This window comes from Rahnella inusitata (genome assembly GCF_018288855.1).
Classification (GTDB): domain Bacteria; phylum Pseudomonadota; class Gammaproteobacteria; order Enterobacterales; family Enterobacteriaceae; genus Rahnella; species Rahnella inusitata.
In genome coordinates this window covers 1,229,368-1,249,407 of sequence record NZ_CP065024.1, presented here as the reverse complement: position 1 = coordinate 1,249,407, position 20,040 = coordinate 1,229,368, and the positions used below count along the sequence as shown (strand labels likewise).

The following is a 20,040-nucleotide window of genomic DNA, read 5'->3' as shown; positions in this document are numbered from 1 at the left end:
GAATACAGCCCAAATCTGCTACACTCCATGCCATTCGTATTCTTTTGACGTTATGGCAACAAGTATGAAGATTGGACTTTTCTACGGCTCCAGCACCTGCTACACCGAAATGGCCGCGGAGAAAATTCGCGATATTTTGGGCGAAGAACTGGTGGATTTGCACAACCTGAAAGACGTTGATCCGGACAAAATGCAAGATTACAGCGTCCTGATCCTCGGTATCCCGACATGGGATTTCGGCGAGATCCAGGAAGACTGGGAAGCCGTCTGGAATCAACTACCTACGCTTAAACTGCGTGGCAAGATTGTGGCGATGTACGGCATGGGCGACCAGCTCGGTTACAGCGAATGGTTCCTCGATGCGCTGGGCATGTTGTACCACCAGCTGGTGCCAATGGGCGTTAAGTTTATTGGTTTCTGGCCGACGGAAGGTTTTGAATTCACCAGCCCTAAACCGCTGAGTGCGGACGGCAAACATTTTGTCGGCCTGGCGCTCGACGATGTGAATCAGTTCGATCTCACCGACGAACGCCTGCAACAGTGGTGTGAGCAGATCCTGCTGGAAATGGACGCCCTGCTGTAACCTTAAGACGTTTCAGCGCCGCCTTCAGCCCGGTTTTTCCGGGCCAGGAGGGCGGCTGTTGAGCAGTATCTGGCGCAAACGCCGCCACTCCTCCACACTCATGCTGTCCGATGCTAACCACAAACGCTGCCGTGAACTGCGCATTGCCTGCGCCAGACCGCCTTTACGTTTTTCACGCCGCAGAGAAAGCAGCGCACCGTGGCTGACCATCCACACCGGATGGCGAAGCTGCCATTCATGACCGCGCCATAAAAGACGCTCCTCATCGAGCAAAATCACTTCACCGGTGCGGGCTGTGATGCGCCGCTGGCTGCGGATGCATTCAAACAGCACCAGCAACAGCAAGGTCATCCAGGCGGGCCAATAGCCTGCGGGCCAGGGTGCCAGCAAAATCAGTAACATCACGCCGCCGTAGCTGCCGAGTGAAATTAACTGACTGCGCCATGACACCCGTAAATCACATCGCCACAGGGCCACGGTCTTTATTTCGTGTCTGAATGAGCGCGACCATGCGTTGTAATTCAGCGTCTTGTGGTGCGCCGTGATTCATCAGCCAGTTAAATAAATCGGGATCATCACTGGTCAGAAGACGGGCAAACAAGGTTTTATCTACATCGTTGAGCGAATCATATTCATGCTCGAAAAAGGGCATAATTGAGATATCCAGCTCGCGCATTCCGCGACGACAGGCCCAGTGAATTCGTGATCTGTTATTGATATCCAGTTGGTTTTTGCTTTCCATAACGAGACTCTTTTGTAGGGACGAAACAGGAATTTTTTCGATTCTAACAGCCGCTTGGCCTGTAAAGTAACTTTTCGCTGCCTTGTTTTGTCAATCTACGTGATGTGCCGTAAATCCTGATGCAAACCTGTCGCCCTGTTTACATTCTCCGGAAGGCATCCCGTAAAAGGCACCAATAACTGTTTTCAAAGGCGGTGGCCTCTTTTACCATGAGGCATCAGTCACATTTCATAGACCGGGATAAGAAAATGGCTCACGAATTTCCGTTTCCACCGCAAAAACCTTCAGCGTCTTCCCATCTGCCCCTCACTCTGATTTCGCTGGAAGACTGGGCGATGGTCACCATGACTGGCGCGGATACAATGAAATATCTGCAAGGTCAGGTCACAGCCGATGTCGATGCGCTGGCTGCCGATCATCATGTGCTCTGTGCGCACTGTGATGCCAAAGGCAAAATGTGGAGCAATCTGCGCCTGTTCAAACGCGGCGACGGAATGGCATATCTTGAACGCCGTAACCTGCGCGATACACAGTTAGCTGAAATTAAAAAGTATGCGGTGTTTTCCAAAATCACCTTTACCGCCGATGACGACGTGGTCCTGCTTGGCGTAGCCGGTTTTCAGGCCAGCGCTGCGTTGACCGGATTGTTCTCGACGCTGCCGAACGCTGAGCAGCCGGTGGTGCAACAGGATGAAACGACCCTGCTGCATTTTTCGCTGCCTGCCGAACGTTTTCTGATTATCACCAGCCCGGAAAAAGCCCGTCAGGTGGTGGAAGAGCTGGGTGAACAGGCGCAGCGCAATGACAGCCAGCAGTGGCTGGCGTTGGATATTGAGGCCGGTTTCCCGGTAATTGACAGCGTCAACGCGGTGCAGTTTATTCCGCAGGCGACCAATATTCAGGCGCTCGACGGCATCAGCTTCACCAAAGGCTGCTACGCCGGTCAGGAGATGGTGGCGCGCGCGAAATACCGTGGCGCCAATAAACGTGCGCTGTTCTGGTTGTCAGGAAAAGCCAGCAAAGTACCGGCTCCGGCAGACGATCTTGAGATGCAGCTCGGTGAGAACTGGCGCCGAACCGGCACGGTATTAGCAGCGGTGCAGCTTAACGACGGCACCGTCTGGGTTCAGGCCGTGCTGAATAATGATCTGGAAGCTGATACCCGTCTTCGCGTTCGTGAAGATGCGGCCAGCCAGTTGAGCATTCAGCCACTGCCGTACTCGCTGGAAGAAACTAAGTAACCGCTTAAAACGCTCCGTTGCCGCCTTCATCTCAGCAATGAGAAGGCGGCAAATATTTCGGTTCCGGCACGGTTAGTCTTCGTGATGTTTACCCTTCTGTCTCAGTAAATCGACGTAGGCCTGATCCACCAGTTCCTGACGATCGATACCCAGCCGCTCAAGTAAATCTTCTGCAATCGCAATGCCCTTTTCTGGCGTTTCGTTCTCTGCGAGCACCACTTCAAACTCCAGATAATCCCCCAGCCCTTTCACCCGATCCAGATGCAAACGGGTTTGCCCGGCCATAAACAACGTGCGCTGCTTAATCACCCGACCGGCCGCGCCATAAGCCAGCGTCAGGGTTTCGCGCAGACTGTCGGGATCATGCGTTTCAGAAAGCTGGTAAAAACTGGTTTTCGGGCCAGCCTGGTCAGGGCGTTGATAAAAAATCAGCTCACCGCGATCTGCCGCCAGCGTACGTAATTTCAGACGCCCGTGCGGGCAGATAAAAAAGGTGTCGTCCTGATCAATAATGTCCGGCAGGCCGTCGCTTATCAGCGCCAGCTTTTCATACAGCGCCGAAAAATCATCAACCTTTGCTTTGATTTCAATGTTTCTTGCCATCGTTGACTCCCTTAACGTTCATGCATTTACACACGGATTGAAAGAACACGAAGTGACCTTACAGTGACAGGCAGCCATGTCGCAAGCAGGTTTGATCTGGCGCGTTAAACCCTCAATCAGGGGCTGCTAAAACCTCTCAGGGTGGTACTCTCAGATGAGTTTTTGGAAAAATGAGGGAACGAAAATGACCAAAATTGTAACGCTCACTCTGGCTCCGTCACTGGACAGCGCCACGCTTACTCCAAAGATTTATCCGGAAGGCAAACTGCGCTGTACCGCGCCGGTATTCGAGCCGGGCGGCGGCGGGATCAACGTTGCTCGCGCCATTGTGCATCTCGGCGGGCAGGCGACGGCGCTGTTCCCGGTGGGCGGCCCGACCGGCGCGCATCTGGCGCAGTTGCTGCGAGATGAAGGGATCACCACCGACACGCTGGAAACGCAGGACTGGACGCGGCAGAACCTGCACGTTCACACCGAAACTACCGGCGAGCAATACCGCTTCGTGATGCCAGGCGCACGCCTGACCGAAGCCGAGTTCGCCAGCCTGAGCGCCAAAATCGAAAGCATCCCGGCCGGTTCAATTCTGGTCATCAGCGGCAGCCTGCCGCCGGGTACGCACATCAGCGCGCTGACCGGGCTTATCCGCAAAGCCCAGCAGGCCGGATTGCGCTGCATTCTCGACAGCTCCGGTGAAGCGCTGGCGGCTGGCCTGAAAATTGGCGGTCTGGCGTTAGTGAAACCGAACCAGAACGAGCTGTCGGCGTTGGTCGGTCATCCGCTGGAAAATCCGGGTGATGTGCTGGCGGCGGCGCAGCAAATCATCCGTGAAGGTGGCGCAGAAAGCGTGGTCGTTTCCCTCGGACCTCAGGGCGCACTGGCCGTGGACGCCCAGGGATCGTTTCAGGTGGTGCCTCCGCCGGTGAAAAAGATGAGTACCGTCGGCGCGGGTGACAGCATGGTTGGCGCGATGACGCTCAAACTGGCCGAAGGTGCTGACCTGCTCGATATCGTGCGCTTTGGCGTAGCCGCTGGCAGCGCCGCCACGCTGAACATGGGCACGCGCCTGTGTTCTGACAAGGATACGCAGCAGATTTACCAGTATCTGTGCGCTCAGACGCCGGCGCATTGATAGCCTGAATGCGCTCCGTGAGGCCTTTGCATCGCACGGAGCGCAAATTCTTTGTCACGCCTGCACGTATTTCTTTCCATTAGCAGATAAACTCGCAGCATCGGGTGTTGCATGCACCTTTCACATCACGCCAGAAAAGGCCGGAGGCCAGGGTCCAGAATGATATGGATTATGCTTGCTGCAATTGTTGTGGTTTTTATTGTGGGTTATTGGTTCATGACAGCGGACACCCGTAAAGCGAATGAGTCACTCGCCAGTCTGTTGAAAATAAAACCGGTTTATATTGATTCCATGCTGCTGGAGATGGGCAAACGACAGAGCCAGATGTTTATCCGCTCGATAAGCGGCGGGTATGCGGAGGAGATCCGCAAAGCGGCTTACGTCGTCTTTATCTATCACACGTTTATCAAAGATGCGTCGGCTGAAAATATTGTCCGCTGGCGCAACATTCTGGTGCGCGCGCATCTGCCGCCGCAGCTGAGCAGCGAACACGCCGAGCTGGCGCTGTTTTACTTCGCAGAGCTGGATATCGAACCTTTCGAACTGGCGCAGTTCCGCCGCGATTACAACGAAACCTATAATCAGATCCATCTGGTATAGATGCAAAAAAGCCGCTGAATTAGCGGCTTTTTCTCGTCATCGATCAGAGACTGGTTACCTGAAACTCATCATCTGAACACGTTATCCAGATAACTCGCCAGGATCTGACGTGAGCTGAAACCGTGGCAAATGCCGTAGTAGGTTTCGTTTTCGCTGGAGACGTCCAGCGGGAAGTTCTTGTAGGCATCGCTGCTGCGAAACGACGCGGTAGGCTCGGCAAAACGCTCGCTGCGTTCTTTCATCGCTGGGTGTATTACCAGGGCAGTCCGGCCAAACCGCGCTTCCCGGTTCACATACACGTAGTACTCGCCACGGCGATAACCGTAAGCTTTATCATCAATATAATCGCGCTCAAACCCTGATGTTTCTAAAACGCGTGCCACTTCATCTGGCCGTAAATACATGGTTGCTCCTCGCTTCTTTAACCGCAAGGCGACCTTACCGCAATAACTCTGCCAGACAATGCCTTTATCCCCAATTTTGGCGCATTTAGGATTTATCTAAACACGCCAAAAGGGCTAACTGGCCGAGGGTTTACGCGAAGTTTGCAACCAGAGTCTGAGTGTCAGCAGCCACGCAATCACCACCATAAACGCAGCGGCCAGATAAATCGACGGCGTCCCCAGATGCGCGATCAGTAAGCCTGCAACTGGCCCGGTGATCCCCAGCCCTAAATCAAGGAATGCCGAATAGAGCCCCAGCGCCGTTCCCTGATTCTGCGGCGGCACCTGTTTGACCGCCTCTACGCCGAGCGCAGGAAAAACCAGTGAGAACCCGGAGCCGGTGAGGAAAGCGCCGAGCTGCACAGTGATAGGATCGGTTCCCATCCAGATCATCAGTAAGCCTGCAATTTCAAAGACAAACGACACCAGAGACACGCGTAAGCCGCCAAACCGGTTGATCGCATTGCCAAACACCAGACGTGTGCCGACAAAACCGAGGCTAAATAAGGTGAGCGTAAATGCCGCGCCGCTCCAGCCTTTATCGGCGTAGTAAAGCGTAATAAAGGTGGCGATCACCCCAAAACCGATGGTGCCAAAACCCAGCCCGAGACCATAGAGCCAAATCCGCCCGACCACCGATTTGAAGGCGATCCGCTTGCCTGCCGTGACCGAAATTGCCGCTTTGCCGCAGGCGACCACGGCGGCAATGACTACGGCGATGACGATAACTCCCGCCACGCCCGCCAGCCCGAAACCATGATTGAGTATTACGCCCAGCGGTGCGCCGACGGCCATCGCGCCGTAAGTCGCCACACCATTCCATGAAATCACCCGCGCCGTGTGTTTCGCACCCACCGCGCCGATCCCCCACAGCGTGGTACCGGTGCTGCCGAAACTTTCTCCGACGCCAAGGAAAACTCGCGCCACGCACAGCAGCAGTAAACTCGCCAGCGGAGAGTGCGCAAAAATAAACGCCAGCGCGTAGAACACACCGCTCATGCCGCAGCAGATCAGCCCGAAAATCACCACTCGTTTCGGGCCAAGCTGGTCGGCATAACGTCCGGCGTGAGGGCGACTGACCAGCGTTGAGAAATACTGGACGCTGATAATCAGGCCGGCCAGCACCGAGTTATAACCCAGGGTGTTATGTACAAATCCCGGTAAAACGGCCAGCGGCAGGCCAATCGTCAGATAGACGACAAAGGTGAAAAGCATAAACGACAAAATGCGTTTATTGAGCTGAAGATTTGAGCGAAGCGTACTTAAAGACATGGGCAAACCGGATGTGAACACTGAGAGTGGAATCAACAGTATAAACGGGTTTTGCCGGTTAAACGGGGTAAAAATGTTATCGCCTGTAACGTCAAACTCACTTGCGGAAAAATCTGATCCGCGTCACGTAAAGCCGCGTCACACCTGAGTTTTTTGACCCGCCTCATGGCCTGTTTACCCCCGAAAATACAGGCATATGTTCTCGAAGAACCATCTGGTACAGGATTTTGGTCTATGCTTTAAGTATCAGTTTTAAAAGTCAGTAAAAAACTGAAAAATATCGTTCAACAAGGAGAGACCGAATGTTTAACAAGAAAACAGATAAAGTAGAAAAAAGCATTGATCAGGACGTGACCTTACTGGCTGACACGCTGGATGAAGTGCTTCAGTCTGCGGGCAGTAAATCCAAGGATGAATTGGACAAACTTCGCAGCAAAGCTCAGGGCGTTTTACGTGATACACGTGCCCGTTTTAACGGCGATAAAATCAGTCAGCACGCTCGTGATGCCGCTGCCCAGGCCAATGATTATGTGAAAGATAATCCGTGGTATGGCGTCGGTGCCGGTGCTGCAATCGGTATTGTGATCGGTGTCCTGCTGGGACGTCGCTAGTCACGAAAGGGCAATTTAAGGTGTCTATTCCTGTGTCGGGATTACTCAGACACCAACGCAGCGCCCCTCATTGCTGCGTGATTGCTAAAAAGACGACGGAGCCCACGGGCTCCGTTTTCTATTTCTGATTTACGCAAACCACCGCCGACAGCCGTGCGGCCAGCGCCTGGGCCTCTTGTGGTGAGGTGATGTTTGGAAATCCCATCAGCAAACCGTTTGGCCGCAATGCATCGCCCCGCTCGCGGCGTAAAACCTGCCAGTCGGACAATGCCTGCACTGCCAGCCCCTGCTCGCGTGCGCGCCTGGCGATCGCCGCATCATTAAGATTTGCATTGAGTCTGGCACACAGCTGGATGCCGCCGGCCTGCTCCGTCACCTGCAACACGTCTGCCCCAAAGGCCGCGGTCAGCGCCTGTTTCAGATAGCCACGACGCTCCGCGTATAACTGACGCATTCGTTTCAGGTGTCGGTAAAAATGCCCCTGCTCGATAAATTCTGCAATGCTGCTTTGCACTAAAGGCGGCGTGCCGCAGATCCGCAGCGGGGAGTAAACCTCCAGTTTTTCCACCAGACTTTCCGGTACCACCACATAGCCACAGCGCAGCGCCGGGAACATCACTTTGCTGAACGTTCCGGCGTAAATCACGCGCCCCTGCGTATCCAGACTTTTCAGCGAAGGCAGCGGCTGGCCGTGATAACGGAATTCGCTGTCGTAATCGTCTTCGATGATCCACGCCTGCTGTCTGGCCGCCCAGTCAAGCAACGCCATGCGTCGCGAGAGGCTCATGGTTACGCCGGTCGGGCTTTGATGCGCAGGCGTCACCACGGCAAAACGCGCCAGCGGATGCTCTTTCACCGCCTGCGGCACGTTCATTCCTTCGTCATCGACATTCACTGCCATCGGCACGGCGTCCGCCGCGCGGAAAAATGCCTGCGTCACCGGATAACCGGGATCTTCAAGCCATACCCCGTCACCCGGTTGTAGCAGGCTGCCGATGATCAGATCCAGCACCGGCGCATAACCTGCGCAGATAAAAATCTGTTCCGGGCGGCAGGTGAATCCACGGGATAGCTGCAGGTAGCGCGCAATAGAATGGCGCAGCGATTCAACGCCGGTCAGCGGTGGGTGCCCGAGATCGTTAATGGCGGTATGACGGATTTGCCGCGAGACAATGCGTGACCAGATGGCGCGGGGAAAAGCGTCGAGCGCGGGTAATCCGAGCTGAAAAGGCAGCGAGGAGACGGAAGGCAACATCGGGTTGATCGGCCCGCGCGCCCTGCTTTCACGCACCGGCGAAGGCGCAGGTGCGTATAAGCTTTCCGGCGCGCTGACCACCGTTCCCGCCTGGCCGCGGCTTTGCAGAAAACCTTCAGCAGTCAGCAGGCCATACGCATTTTCCACCGTCGCGCGCGCCACGCCCAGTTCGCTGGCCAGCGCACGTACGGAAGGCACGCGGCTGCCGCGCGCCAGCTGTCCTTCCATAATAGCCGCTTTCACTCGCTGATAAATCTGCCGATAAAGCGGCGCGTTGAGCTTAGGATCGAGGTGAAAGGTGAGGCTGAAGCGGCTCATCATGACCTGCTTAAAGAGACATTTTATGGCTCTGTAGTATAGACCATACGGCGGGTAAAGTAGCGGGCATTGAGACGCGCTGCGCGTCACCGTTTACTTAAAAAGTGACTTCAAAAATCCCAGAGGAAATCATTATGACTACGCTTCGCCTGCCTTACTTCACCCTGTCTTCATCCGTCATGGAACCGATGAAAGCAGCACTCGGCGCGCTGGAAAAAGGTCCGCTGGATAATGTGATTATCGAACTGGTATTCCTGCGCGTCTCACAGATCAACGGCTGCGCCTACTGTCTGGATATGCACTCGAAGGCACTGCGCAAAATGGACGTGGCTCAGACCCGGCTGGATCAGTTGGCAGGATGGCAGGTGAGTCATGCGTATTCTGAGCGCGAACGTGCGGCACTGGCATGGGCGGAATCGGTCACTCTGGTGGCGGCGACCGGCGCACCGGACAGCGCCTTTGAACCGCTGAAAGCGCAGTTCAGTGAGGTGGAAATCTCAGAACTGACCTTCGCGATTGCGGTGATGAATGCGTTCAATCGTCTGGCCGTCGGGATGCGCCAGTAATCTCATCGCTTAGTTTTTAAGCTTGAAAATAGTTTTCGTCCTACAGCCCGCATCCTGCGGGCTTTGTCGTTTTTGCAATAAGCATTTTTAAAATATCTACATATTGTGTGGTTGAATATTTTAATCACCACATCTAGTATTCAGTCCATCGGGACGCCATGAAGGCACCGACTCTCGCGCCTGATCCCCGGCTGAAGCAGCGCCGCAGCGGTCAGGCAAAAATTGTCTCTGATTTCTTACCAAATGGAAATACGAATCATGAGCATTATTATTTACAGTAAACCAGACTGTGTCCAGTGCAATGCGACTTACCGTGCATTAGATAAACATGGCATCGCTTATGAAGTGATCGATTTGACTCAGGATGCGCAGGCGCTCGGCCAGGTTCGTGCGATGGGGTATCAGCAGGTGCCGGTGATTGTCGCCGGTGACGATCACTGGTCCGGTTTCCGTCCCGACAAAATCAGCGAACTGCGCCAGCTCCAGAACGCGTTCTGAGGACCGGCGGATGAATCCGTTGGTCTATTTCTCCAGCAGTTCCGAAAACACGCATCGCTTCGTCGGCAGAACCGGATTGCCGGCGATCCGCATTCCGATTAACCGTCAGCCCGAAAAATTGCGCGTGACTTCACCGTACATTCTGGTGGTGCCGAGTTACGGCGGCGGGTCGGCCAAAGGCGCGGTGCCGACGCAAGTGATCCGTTTTCTGAACGATGAACATAACCGTTCACTCATCCGCGGCGTTATCGCCGCCGGGAATACCAATTTCGGCGCAGCGTATTGCATAGCCGGTGACATCATCGCCCAGAAGTGTCAGGTACCTTACCTGTATCGCTTTGAATTGCTGGGTACGCCGGAAGACGTTGCAAAGGTTACACAGGGAGTTACTGAATTTTGGCAACGACAGAACTGAATCTTACCGAGGCGGACACCTCCAGCCCCGATTATCACGCGCTCAACGCCATGTTGAATCTGTTCGATGCCGAAGGCCGCATCCAGTTCGATAAAGACCGGCTGGCTGCGCGTCAGTATTTTCTGCAACATGTGAATCAAAACACGGTGTTTTTCCACAATCTGGCGGAGAAATTACGCTATCTGGTGGAAGAGGGCTATTACGAAGCAGCCGTATTAGATCAGTACGCTTTCGACGACATCAAGGCGTTATTCAAACAGGCTTACGCCAAAAAATTCCGCTTCCAGACCTTTCTGGGCGCATTCAAGTATTACACCAGCTACACGCTGAAAACCTTCGACGGCAAGCGTTACCTTGAGCGTTACGAAGACCGCGTGTGCATGGTGGCGCTGACGCTGGCGCGCGGCGATATCCAGCTTGCCGGGCATTTCGTGGATGAGATCATTTCTGGTCGCTTCCAGCCCGCGACGCCGACGTTCCTCAACTGCGGTAAAAAACAGCGCGGCGAACTGGTCTCCTGCTTCCTGTTGCGTATCGAAGACAACATGGAATCCATAGGCCGTTCGGTGAACTCGGCGCTGCAACTGTCTAAACGCGGCGGCGGCGTAGCCTTTATGCTGACCAACATCCGTGAAGTCGGCGCGCCGATTAAGCGCATCGAAAATCAGTCTTCCGGCGTGATCCCGATAATGAAGATGCTGGAAGATGCGTTCTCCTACGCCAACCAGCTCGGTGCGCGTCAGGGCGCGGGCGCGGTCTATCTCAACGCGCATCATCCGGACATTCTGCGTTTCCTTGATACCAAACGCGAAAATGCCGACGAGAAAATCCGCATCAAAACGCTGTCGCTCGGCGTGGTTATTCCGGATATCACCTTCGAACTGGCGAAAAATAACGAAGACATGTACCTGTTCTCGCCGTACCACGTCGAGAAAGTTTACGGCGTACCGATGTCTGAAATCAGCATCACGGAGAAATACCGCGAGATGGTGAATGACAAGCGCATTCACAAAACCAAGATCAACGCCCGCGAGTTCTTCCAGATTCTGGCAGAGATTCAGTTTGAATCCGGCTATCCGTACATGATGTTTGAAGATACGGTTAACCGCGCCAATCCGATCAAAGGTCGCATCAACATGAGCAACCTGTGTTCGGAAATTTTACAGGTGAATTCGCCGACGATTTACGGCGAAGATTTGTCATATCAGCAGGTTGGCAAAGACATTTCCTGTAATCTCGGCTCACTGAATATCGCCTCAGCGATGGATTCACCGGATTTCGGTAACACCGTAGAAATGGCGGTTCGGGCGCTGACGGCGGTATCTGACATGAGCCACATTCGCTCAGTGCCGTCTATCGACCAGGGGAATCAGGATTCGCACGCCATCGGCCTCGGCCAGATGAATTTGCACGGCTATCTGTGCCGCGAGCGAATTTATTACGGTTCCGAAGAAGGTCTGGATTTCACCAATATCTACTTCTGCGCCGTGGCGTTTCACGCGATCCGCGCCTCGAATCAGATAGCCATCGAGCGCCAGCAATCCTTCAAAGGTTTTGCGGATTCAACCTACGCCAGCGGCGCCTATTTCGACAAATACGTCGATGACGCGCAGGCAGATAAATGGCAGCCAAAAACCGGGCGCGTACGTGAGCTGTTCGCGGATGCAGGGATCCCCATCCCGACCACCGCAGACTGGGCGGACTTGAAAGCCTCGGTCATGCAGCACGGGCTGTATAACCAGAATTTGCAGGCGGTGCCGCCGACCGGTTCGATTTCGTATATCAATAATTCGACGTCGAGTATTCACCCGATTGTGTCCCGCGTGGAAATCCGCAAAGAGGGCAAAATTGGTCGTGTGTATTATCCGGCAGCGTTTATGACCAACGACAATCTGGATTACTACCAGGATGCCTACGAAATCGGCCCGGAAAAGATTATTGATACCTACGCCCAAGCCACGCAGCACGTCGATCAGGGGCTGTCGCTGACGCTGTTCTTCCGCGATACCGCCACCACGCGCGACATCAACAAAGCGCAAATTTACGCGTGGCGTAAGGGCATCAAGACTATTTATTACATCCGTCTGCGTCAGATGGCGCTGGCAGGCACCGAAGTTCAGGGCTGCGTGTCCTGCACGCTTTAAGGAAGAAATATGAGTGGAATTAAACAACTGCTGGTGCCACAGCCGGTAAGCAAAGCGATTAACTGGAACAAACTTCAGGACGATAAAGACCTGGAAGTGTGGAACCGTCTGACCTCCAACTTCTGGCTGCCGGAAAAGGTGCCGCTCTCCAACGATATTCCGTCGTGGGCGACGCTCAATGCGCAGGAAAAGCAGCTGACCATCCGCGTGTTTACCGGCCTGACGCTGCTCGACACCGTGCAAAACGTGGTTGGTGCGCCGACGCTGATGAAAGATGCGGTGACACAGCACGAAGAGGCGGTGTACTCAAATATCTGCTTTATGGAAGCGGTACATGCGCGTTCTTACAGTTCGATCTTCTCGACGCTGTGCGCCACCGTGGACGTAGACGAAGCCTACCGTTGGAGTGAGGAAAACGTCGCGTTGCAAAACAAAGCCGCGATCATTCTTTCATACTACGACGGCGAAGATCCGCTGATGAAGAAAGTCGCCAGCGTGTTCCTCGAATCCTTCCTGTTCTACTCCGGTTTTTATCTGCCGATGTACTGGTCGAGCCGCGCCAAGCTGACCAACACCGCCGATCTGATCCGTCTGATCATCCGCGATGAAGCCGTGCACGGTTACTACATCGGCTATAAATTCCAGAAAGCGCTGGCGCTGGAAAGCGAAGAGCGTCAGCGGCAGATCAAAGAGCAGGCGTTTGATCTGATGCAGGATTTGTACGACAACGAGATCCGCTACACCGAGGAGTTATACGACGGCGTCGGCTGGAGCGAAGACGTGAAGAAATTCCTGCACTATAACGCCAACAAAGCGCTGATGAATCTCGGCTATGAAGCCCTGTTCCCGGCCAGCATGGCGGACGTCAATCCGGCGATCCTTTCCGCATTGTCACCAAACGCCGACGAAAACCACGACTTCTTCTCGGGTTCGGGCTCATCGTATGTGATTGGCACGGCGGTCAATACGGAAGATGAGGACTGGGATTTCTAAGTAGCCCCTTGCGACTGGACGGGTTTGTCTATGCTCCTCCCCTTCGCAGGGGAGTGAGTCGAACAGTATTCCGGTGTTGCCCTTATTGCTCTGAGCGTTAGTATAGGAACAGTGTTTCAAAAACCTACGCATTCAAAAAGGAAACATCATGCCCTACAACGCCTCACCCTCCCGCTATGAAACCATGCAATTTCGCCGCTGCGGCCAAAGCGGCCTCAAACTCCCTGCCCTTTCGCTTGGCCTGTGGCACAGCTTCGGCCACGTCAGCCCGCTGGAATCGCAACGCGCCTTGCTGCAAAAAGCCTTTGATTTAGGCATCACCCATTTTGATCTGGCCAATAACTACGGGCCACCGCCGGGTTCGGCAGAGGAGAATTTCGGTAAGCTGCTGCGTCAGGACTTTTCGTCGTATCGCGATGAGCTGATCATCTCCACCAAAGCCGGTTATGACATGTGGCCTGGCCCTTACGGTGCAGGCGGTTCCCGCAAATATCTGCTGGCAAGCCTTGATCAAAGCCTGCAACGCATGGGGCTCGATTATGTCGATATCTTCTATTCGCACCGCGTAGATGAAGAAACGCCGATGGAAGAAACTGCCGCCGCGCTGGCTTATGCCGTGCAAAGCGGCAAGGCACTGTATGTCGGGATTTCGTCTTACTCGCCGGAGCGCACGCAGAAAATGGCTGAGCTGTTACGCGAACTGAAAGTACCGCTGCTGATCCATCAGCCGTCTTACAATTTGCTGAACCGCTGGGTCGATAAGAGCGGATTACTCAATACGCTGGAGCAAAACGGCGCAGGCTGCATTGCCTTCACACCGCTGGCGCAGGGGTTGCTGACCGGTAAATACCTCAACGGTATTCCGGACGGTTCAAGGATGCAGGTCGAAGGAAATAAGGTGCGCGGACTGAATGCCAACATGCTCACCGATGCTAACCTGAACAGTCTGCGGTTGCTCAACGAGATGGCGCAGGCACGCGGCCAGACAATGGCGCAGATGGCGCTGAGCTGGTTGCTGAAAGATGACCGCGTGACCTCGGTGCTGATTGGCGCCAGCCGCCCTGAGCAACTGGATGAAAACGTGCAGGCGCTGGACAATCTGCGTTTCAGCGCGGAGGAGCTGGCGGCAATCGATAAACACGTTGCAGACGGGGAACTGAATCTGTGGCAGGCATCTTCAGATAAATAAAGCATTAATCAAACAGCAGGCGGATAAACGTTTTATCCGCCTCTTCTGCAAATAAAGTCTACTAGGCCGTCAGTTCTAAACGTCGCGCCGTTTCGTAGTGATCTACCCAATATTGATTATTCAGTGATGAGATTGTGACGCCTTGTATTTTGGACGCGTGAATAAACTGGTCATCACCGATATATACCCCGACGTGGCGATCGCCCGGCGTGGTTTTGAAAAATACTAAATCCCCAGGCTTAAGATTATTTTTATTCACCTTGGTGCCATTTTTGATTTGTTCAAACGTGGTGCGCGGCAGTTCGGTGTGCAGAGAATCATTGAAAATATGTTGCATCAGCGCGGAGCAATCGACGCCGCGGTGCGTGGTGCCGCCCCAGTGATACTGCGTACCTTTCCAGCGTGAATACTGGGAAAGCAGGGCCGCTTTGATATTTTTTGACTTACCCGTATTGCCTTCGTATACCGGGGATGGGTTCACATCAAGCAATTCTGTTTGATAAAAATGATGTTTGCCAATTTCTGAAAATTCCTTCGGCAAATCAAACGCAGAGCAATACGTACTGAACAATAAGAAAAACGATACGGATAATGCAGAGGTGAAATTTTTAAAACGAAACATGCGTGATTTCTTTTATTGAAATATAACTCGTCCTTACCTGGGAACCAGCAAACGGGGCGGGTGACTCGTCGTTGAGTGCGCAAATAATAACCGCAGCTTAAAAAATCACCACTCAAAAACGAGTCCAATAAAGGACATTCCCTATTTTCTATTGGGAAACCAATCCCTTCCGCAGAAGGGATTGGGGAAGGCATCAGGAGAAGAACTTCGCCAGCACGAAAAGTCCAACAGAAACGTTGATCGCACCGCCGATGCGGGTCGCAATTTGCGCGAATGGCATCAGGGTCATGCGGTTGCCGGATGTGAGGATCGCCACGTCACCGGTGCCGCCCTGCCCGCTCTGGCAGCAGGAAACGATCGCCACATCAATCGGGTACATGCCAATTTTCTTGCCGACGTAAAAACCGGTAGCCACCAGCGCCAGCACTGTGGTGACAATCACAAGCAGGTTTTGCACGGTAAAGGCGTCGATCAGTTCCTGCCACGGGGTAATCGCCACGCCCACCGCAAACAGCACAGGATAAGTGACCGCCGTGCGAAAGAATTTATACACCGCCATCGAGCCGTGCTGAATAGTCGGGGAAATGCCGTTCGCCAGTTTCACCACCACTGCCGCAAATAACATACCGACCGGCGCAGGCAGGCCTATCCACTTCTGACCGAGCATCCCCACCATGTACAGCAGGATCGCCAGCAGCGCGCCGCAGGCCAGCGCGTTAACGCCGGGATTACCTTTGAATTCGTCGGTGCCACTGCCCAGATGGCCTTGTCTGGCGGGCATCAGCGTGCCTTCTCCGGTCAGATGCGGATAACGTTTACCGATCTGATTAAGTACGCCCGCCAGGACGATCGCGGTCAGACTGCCGAGCATCACGATCGGCAGAATACGACCGAGCGCCACGCCCTGCTCCATGTGCAAGATAGTCGCGTAACCCATCGACAGCGGGATCGCGCCTTCGCCCACGCCGCCGGCCATGATCGGCAGGATCAGAAAGAAGAAGGTTTGCACCGGCGGTAATCCCAGCGCAGTGCCGACCGCCATCCCGGCGATCATCCCCACAATTTCACCGCACAGCATCGGTACAAAGATGCGCATAAAACCCTGGATCAGCACCTGACGGTTCATGCTCATGATACTGCCGACAATAATGCAGCAGATGTAGAGATACAGGATGTTGGTGGATTTGTAGAATTTGACCGTGGAATCGACCACGACGTCAGGCAGCAGGCCGTAGTGCACCATCGCCGAGGGAATAAAGGTGGCGCAGATCGCCGCCGCACCGAGTTTACCCACCACCGGCAACCGCTTACCGAACTCACCGCAGGCAAAACCAAAGAACGCCAGCGTCGCAACCATCACCACGATGTCGCTGGGCAGTTTACCGTTCAGGCAATCGAGCAGGATCAACACGCCCGCCAGTAAAAAGAAAGGCAGCGGAATAATCCCTATCTTGTAGTTATCCAGAATGTGCCACCACTTTTGTCTGGCGGAGAGTCCGGTTTTTTTGCTGTCTTCAACAACAATGTAGGAATCGTCGGTTGTGCTCATGACATCGCCCTTTTCTTATCGATACTTTTTATATTGAGAGGGTCAGCATAAGAAACAGAGCGGTCGGACGGATGTGAGTTTGTTCAAATTAAACTCGCAGGGATTAAGGTTGTTATGGTTTTTATGGCGTTAATGCTACTTCCTTTATAAGGATTACCGGATTAGTAGTAAAAAACCTTATTAACCCTGTAATTACTGCGTGAAATAAAGGGCTTTTTAATTCCCTGTTCACAACTCTGCTTTTGGCGGATTACGATGCCGATTACACCGTGATACGCTTATTCGATATGTGTCTTTTGAAGTTTCCGTGGCGGGTCGAATGAAACGCAGATTGCCTTTTCAGGTAAAACTCTTTTTATCTCTGGTGTTATTTTCCTGCCTGCTGTTAGCACTGCTGGGCGCCATTTTGTTTCACGTTATCGACCGGCAACTGCATCACGATCTCGGCCAGCGGGCGCGGGTTCAGGCAAGTGAAATAGCGCTGATGCCGGGGCTGGCGCAAAAAGTCGCTGACCGCGACGTCGTGGGAATTGCGCGCCTGATCCAGCCGCTGCGGGATCAAAGCGATGCCAGTTATATTGTGATTGGCGACGTCCGCGAGCGGCATCTTTATCATTCCGAATCACCGGAGAGAATTGATCTGCCGATGATTGGCGGCGATAACGCTGAAGTCCTTGCCGGGAAAACCATTATTTCGGTGCGTCAGGGTGGCATCGGCGTTTCATTACGCAGTAAAGCACCGATTTTGAATGCCAGCCATCAGGTGATCGGCATTGTTTCTGTCGGTTATCTCACTTCTTATATCGACAATATTAATGGCCGCCGTCTGGCGCAGGCGGGTTTATACGGCATGCTGCTTTTAATCCTGCTGTTTATTTTCTCGTGGATCTTTAGCCGCAACGTAAAAAAACAGATGTTCTGGCTGGAGCCGAAAGATATTGCATTGCTGGTGCGTCAGCAAAAAGCGTTGCTGGAAGCAATGTATGAAGGCGTATTCGCCATTAACGGCCAGAAGCAGCTGATTCTGATTAACCGCGCGGCGCGTGAATTGCTCGATATCCGCCAGCCGGAAAATGAACTACTCGGCAAACCGCTGGCTGGCGTGCTGGAGACACCACCCACGTTCTTTACCGAAAGTGGCGTTCAGGACGCCTCTCCCGCCAAAAACAGCAGCCGTCACGATCAGATAACCGTACTCAATCAGCGGCAGGTGATCGTCAACCGCGTGCCTATCGAGCTGGAGCCCGGCAAGGAAAGCGGATGGGTGTTCAGCTTTCGCGATAAAAACGACATTAATACGCTCAGCAGCCAGCTGAGCCAGGTGAAACGCTACGCCGACAGTCTGCGCATCATGCGCCATGAGCAACTGAACTGGACCGCGACGCTGGCCGGTTTGCTGCAAATGCAGCGCTACGACGACGCGATGCGCTACATTCAGGCGCAATCCGAAGGCGCGCAAGCGGTGCTGGATTTCGTCTCGGCGCGCTTCACGTCGCCGGCGCTATGCGGGCTGCTGCTGGGTAAATACGTCAGCGCGCGCGAGAAAGGCGTCGAGCTGGCATTCGATCCGGCCTGTCAGCTGTTGCGCATCCCGCCCGCCATCAGCGAAACCGAGCTGATGTCGGTTATTGGCAATTTGCTGGATAACGCCGTGGACGCCACACTAAAAGCGGAGACCGCACCCGCACCGGTGGAGCTGTATATTTCTGACAGAAATCACGAGCTGCTGATTGAGGTGGCCGATCGCGGCGGCGGCGTGGATGACGCGCTGAAGCCGCACCTGTTTGAGCAGGGCGTCACCAGCAAGCCGCAGAGCGGCGATGATATGACGGGCGCGGAACATGGCATCGGTCTGTATCTGGTAGCAAGTTATGTCCGTCAGGCGGGCGGCAGCATCGAAATCTCAGACAATACGCCGCAGGGTACGATATTTTCGGTATTTATCCCGTACCCGGCGGAGGCCTTAACAGGAAAGAAATATGAATAACCTCAGCGTACTCGATGTGGTGATCGTGGAAGATGAGCCGCATCTTGCCGGTCTGCACCGCGATTTTATCGAGCAAAATTTCAATCTGCGTGTGGTCGGTCTGGCCGCCACCCTGGAACAGGCGCGCTCGTTACTCCGTTTGCATCAGCCAAGACTGATCCTGCTCGATAACTATTTGCCGGACGGTCAGGGCGTGGATCTGATCGACAGCCCACTGCTGAAAGGCTTCGACTGCTCGGTGATTTTCATTACCGCCGCCAGCGATATGCAAACCTGTAGCCAGGCGATGCGCAGCGGCGCATTCGATTACATCATTAAACCGGTGTCGTTCCATCGCCTGCGCAGCTCGCTGGAGCGTTTTATGCAGCTGGTGGAAACACTGCGGTATGTGAAAGTGGTCGATCAGCGTGCGCTCGACAGGTTATTCAATTTGCCCGCCAGCGATACGCCGCCCGCCCCTTCCGCCAAAGGCATTGAGCCAAATACGCTTGAACTGGTGCAGCGGGTGTTCAACGCCAAACCGGACGTCAGCTGGTCGGTTGAACAGGTAGTGGAAGAGGTCGGGATCAGCAAAACCACCGGACGCCGCTATCTGGAATATTGTGTGGAAATGGGCTTTATCGGTGTCGAGATGCAGTACGGAAATATCGGTCATCCGAGGCGTCTGTATCGCAAAATATCCGACACGTAAAAATCCGTCTCCTGACGCCCAATTTCGACCTTTTTGCCCGCTCAATTTCCCACGCTCTGCCGGTGTCTGCACCGGCCCGTTCTCCGCATTCCCGGCTGCCTGACAAAAATATTTCACCCATCAGGCACCTTTCAGACAACCGGTAAATTCACGCCTTTCACCTCTGGCTGAAATCTCTATTTACAGCGAACAAATACGCGCTGTGATTTTGCATTTAAATCACTGATCTCAGTGATATATCTTCGTCTAAAACCCCACAAAAAGAAAAGTCATTAAATTCATTTAAATTAGTGAGTTAACTATATTCACCTCGACCATATGGAGCAAAGTAATTAGCAAAAACATAAAAACCTTAACACCCAGGAATTTGTCATTAAATGTCAACGGGAAAGCCGGATAATTAGCGGTGCATGACACGTACAAATACGCCACCAGAATCGCAACCATGAATATTCTTCAGAAACATTGAGACTTGTCTCAGAATTTCGATGTGTTAGGGTATAACGCGTTCACTATTTCGTTACAGGTAATATCCTATACGGTCCAACAGAAAAACTAGACATCGAGCCGATACGGCTATTTATATCCA

At 53.7% G+C, this 20,040-nt stretch carries 21 protein-coding genes; 13 read left to right on the top strand and 8 right to left on the bottom strand.

The annotated features are described in order from the left end of the window. Positions 1-64 precede the first annotated feature (64 nt). On the top strand, positions 65-583 hold the full coding sequence (gene fldB / locus I2123_RS05910; protein ID WP_112165866.1) for a flavodoxin FldB: 519 nt from the start codon (positions 65-67) through the stop codon (positions 581-583). 24 nt (positions 584-607) lie between these two features. Here fldB and I2123_RS05905 read toward each other — a convergent pair whose 3' ends face one another. Further along, positions 608-1,060 (bottom strand): protein YgfX, encoded by a 453-nt coding sequence (locus tag I2123_RS05905; protein WP_213051974.1) that lies wholly within the window; start codon positions 1,058-1,060, stop codon positions 608-610. Then, positions 1,041-1,307, bottom strand: a complete 267-nt coding sequence (sdhE, locus tag I2123_RS05900) for an FAD assembly factor SdhE (protein ID WP_112165969.1) — start codon at positions 1,305-1,307, stop codon at positions 1,041-1,043. The genes I2123_RS05905 and sdhE overlap by 20 nt, the downstream gene beginning before the upstream one ends. A 266-nt stretch (positions 1,308-1,573) precedes the next feature. Here sdhE and ygfZ point away from each other — a divergent pair, with 266 nt between their 5' ends. Then, a complete protein-coding gene (gene ygfZ / locus I2123_RS05895; protein WP_213051973.1) occupies positions 1,574-2,566 on the top strand; it encodes a tRNA-modifying protein YgfZ in 993 nt (330 codons plus the stop codon). A gap of 72 nt (positions 2,567-2,638) precedes the next feature. On the opposite strand, the gene I2123_RS05890 is transcribed toward ygfZ, so the two are convergent. Beyond that, positions 2,639-3,169, bottom strand: a complete 531-nt coding sequence (locus I2123_RS05890; protein WP_112165859.1) for a class IV adenylate cyclase — start codon at positions 3,167-3,169, stop codon at positions 2,639-2,641. Between the two features lie 184 nt (positions 3,170-3,353). Between I2123_RS05890 and pfkB the strand changes: the two genes are divergently transcribed. Together pfkB and I2123_RS05880 are read left to right on the top strand one after the other, a co-directional pair. Continuing rightward, positions 3,354-4,298 (top strand): 6-phosphofructokinase II, encoded by a 945-nt coding sequence (gene pfkB, locus I2123_RS05885; RefSeq protein ID WP_213051972.1) that lies wholly within the window; start codon positions 3,354-3,356, stop codon positions 4,296-4,298. A gap of 159 nt (positions 4,299-4,457) precedes the next feature. Continuing rightward, on the top strand, positions 4,458-4,898 hold the full coding sequence (locus tag I2123_RS05880) for a DUF1198 domain-containing protein (protein WP_112165855.1): 441 nt from the start codon (positions 4,458-4,460) through the stop codon (positions 4,896-4,898). Positions 4,899-4,966: 68 nt separating this feature from the next. Here the strand turns inward: I2123_RS05880 and I2123_RS05875 are convergent, their stop codons facing one another. Beyond that, entirely contained in the window at positions 4,967-5,302 is a 336-nt protein-coding gene (locus I2123_RS05875) for a DUF2002 family protein (protein WP_112165853.1), read from the bottom strand. Positions 5,303-5,416: 114 nt separating this feature from the next. Beyond that, positions 5,417-6,613 (bottom strand): MFS transporter, encoded by a 1,197-nt coding sequence (locus I2123_RS05870; RefSeq protein ID WP_112165851.1) that lies wholly within the window; start codon positions 6,611-6,613, stop codon positions 5,417-5,419. Positions 6,614-6,915: 302 nt separating this feature from the next. On the opposite strand from I2123_RS05870, the gene I2123_RS05865 reads away from it, so the two are divergent. Further along, complete coding sequence (locus I2123_RS05865; protein WP_112165850.1) at positions 6,916-7,224, top strand: ElaB/YgaM/YqjD family protein; 309 nt, start codon at positions 6,916-6,918, stop codon at positions 7,222-7,224. 118 nt (positions 7,225-7,342) lie between these two features. On the opposite strand, the gene pdxR is transcribed toward I2123_RS05865, so the two are convergent. Continuing rightward, entirely contained in the window at positions 7,343-8,800 is a 1,458-nt protein-coding gene (gene pdxR / locus I2123_RS05860) for a MocR-like pyridoxine biosynthesis transcription factor PdxR (protein ID WP_420834346.1), read from the bottom strand. Between the two features lie 131 nt (positions 8,801-8,931). Between pdxR and I2123_RS05855 the strand changes: the two genes are divergently transcribed. The 6 genes from I2123_RS05855 to I2123_RS05830 all read left to right on the top strand — a co-directional run bounded on the left by I2123_RS05855 (position 8,932) and on the right by I2123_RS05830 (position 14,602). Further along, positions 8,932-9,363 (top strand): carboxymuconolactone decarboxylase family protein, encoded by a 432-nt coding sequence (locus tag I2123_RS05855; RefSeq protein ID WP_213051970.1) that lies wholly within the window; start codon positions 8,932-8,934, stop codon positions 9,361-9,363. A gap of 258 nt (positions 9,364-9,621) precedes the next feature. Then, positions 9,622-9,861 carry a glutaredoxin-like protein NrdH gene (nrdH, locus tag I2123_RS05850; protein ID WP_112165843.1) on the top strand — a complete coding sequence of 80 codons (240 nt, stop codon included), beginning with the start codon at positions 9,622-9,624 and terminating at the stop codon, positions 9,859-9,861. Positions 9,862-9,871: 10 nt separating this feature from the next. Continuing rightward, positions 9,872-10,276 carry a class Ib ribonucleoside-diphosphate reductase assembly flavoprotein NrdI gene (nrdI, locus tag I2123_RS05845; RefSeq protein WP_112165841.1) on the top strand — a complete coding sequence of 135 codons (405 nt, stop codon included), beginning with the start codon at positions 9,872-9,874 and terminating at the stop codon, positions 10,274-10,276. Continuing rightward, complete coding sequence (nrdE, locus tag I2123_RS05840; protein ID WP_213051969.1) at positions 10,258-12,420, top strand: class 1b ribonucleoside-diphosphate reductase subunit alpha; 2,163 nt, start codon at positions 10,258-10,260, stop codon at positions 12,418-12,420. The genes nrdI and nrdE overlap by 19 nt, the downstream gene beginning before the upstream one ends. 9 nt (positions 12,421-12,429) lie before the next feature. Beyond that, complete coding sequence (gene nrdF, locus I2123_RS05835; protein WP_112165837.1) at positions 12,430-13,413, top strand: class 1b ribonucleoside-diphosphate reductase subunit beta; 984 nt, start codon at positions 12,430-12,432, stop codon at positions 13,411-13,413. A gap of 148 nt (positions 13,414-13,561) precedes the next feature. Continuing rightward, complete coding sequence (locus I2123_RS05830) at positions 13,562-14,602, top strand: aldo/keto reductase (protein WP_112165835.1); 1,041 nt, start codon at positions 13,562-13,564, stop codon at positions 14,600-14,602. 61 nt (positions 14,603-14,663) lie between these two features. Here the strand turns inward: I2123_RS05830 and I2123_RS05825 are convergent, their stop codons facing one another. Beyond that, entirely contained in the window at positions 14,664-15,224 is a 561-nt protein-coding gene (locus tag I2123_RS05825; protein ID WP_213051968.1) for an NlpC/P60 family protein, read from the bottom strand. A gap of 193 nt (positions 15,225-15,417) precedes the next feature. Beyond that, on the bottom strand, positions 15,418-16,773 hold the full coding sequence (locus I2123_RS05820; protein ID WP_112165831.1) for a 2-hydroxycarboxylate transporter family protein: 1,356 nt from the start codon (positions 16,771-16,773) through the stop codon (positions 15,418-15,420). A gap of 319 nt (positions 16,774-17,092) precedes the next feature. Here I2123_RS05820 and I2123_RS05815 point away from each other — a divergent pair, with 319 nt between their 5' ends. Next, complete coding sequence (locus I2123_RS05815) at positions 17,093-18,760, top strand: ATP-binding protein (protein ID WP_112165829.1); 1,668 nt, start codon at positions 17,093-17,095, stop codon at positions 18,758-18,760. Then, the gene (locus I2123_RS05810; RefSeq protein ID WP_112165827.1) at positions 18,753-19,451 is read left to right on the top strand and encodes a response regulator; all 699 of its coding nucleotides are present in this window, start codon (positions 18,753-18,755) and stop codon (positions 19,449-19,451) included. The genes I2123_RS05815 and I2123_RS05810 overlap by 8 nt, the downstream gene beginning before the upstream one ends. Positions 19,452-20,040: the final 589 nt, after the last annotated feature.